Below are 316 nucleotides of genomic sequence, written 5' to 3'. Positions count from 1 at the left end.
CGAACAGGTTGGCCTGTATAAAAACACGCTGGTAGGTCACACCCAGACGCTGTCGGTCGGACAGGTGCTTAAACTGCTGGTCGGCGATAAGTACGATATCGAGAGCAAAAGCTCCATCTTCTCCCGTACCAAAAAACATACGCTGTACGCCAAAGAGAAAATGGTGATTGGCGGGCCGGGCGGCACCATTACCATTGATGACAGCGGTATCACTATTCAGGCGAAAAGCATCAAGCTGAAAGCGCCGTCTATCGACATGTCTGGGGGAGCCGCAGAGCAGGCGGCAGCGCTAAGCAGTGACAAGCCGTTCACGGAA

At 53.8% G+C, this 316-nt stretch carries 1 pseudogene; it reads left to right on the top strand.

Features of this window, described 5'->3' with window-relative positions:
• A pseudogene (locus H0248_RS21820) lies at nt 1-316 on the top strand (type VI secretion system tip protein VgrG); the annotation flags it as partial.

It is taken from the genome of Pectobacterium brasiliense, assembly GCF_013449685.1.
GTDB classification, from domain to species: Bacteria; Pseudomonadota; Gammaproteobacteria; order Enterobacterales; family Enterobacteriaceae; genus Pectobacterium; species Pectobacterium brasiliense_A.
The sequence above is the reverse complement of the archived record's forward strand: the minus strand, read 5'-3'. Positions and strand labels throughout refer to the sequence as shown.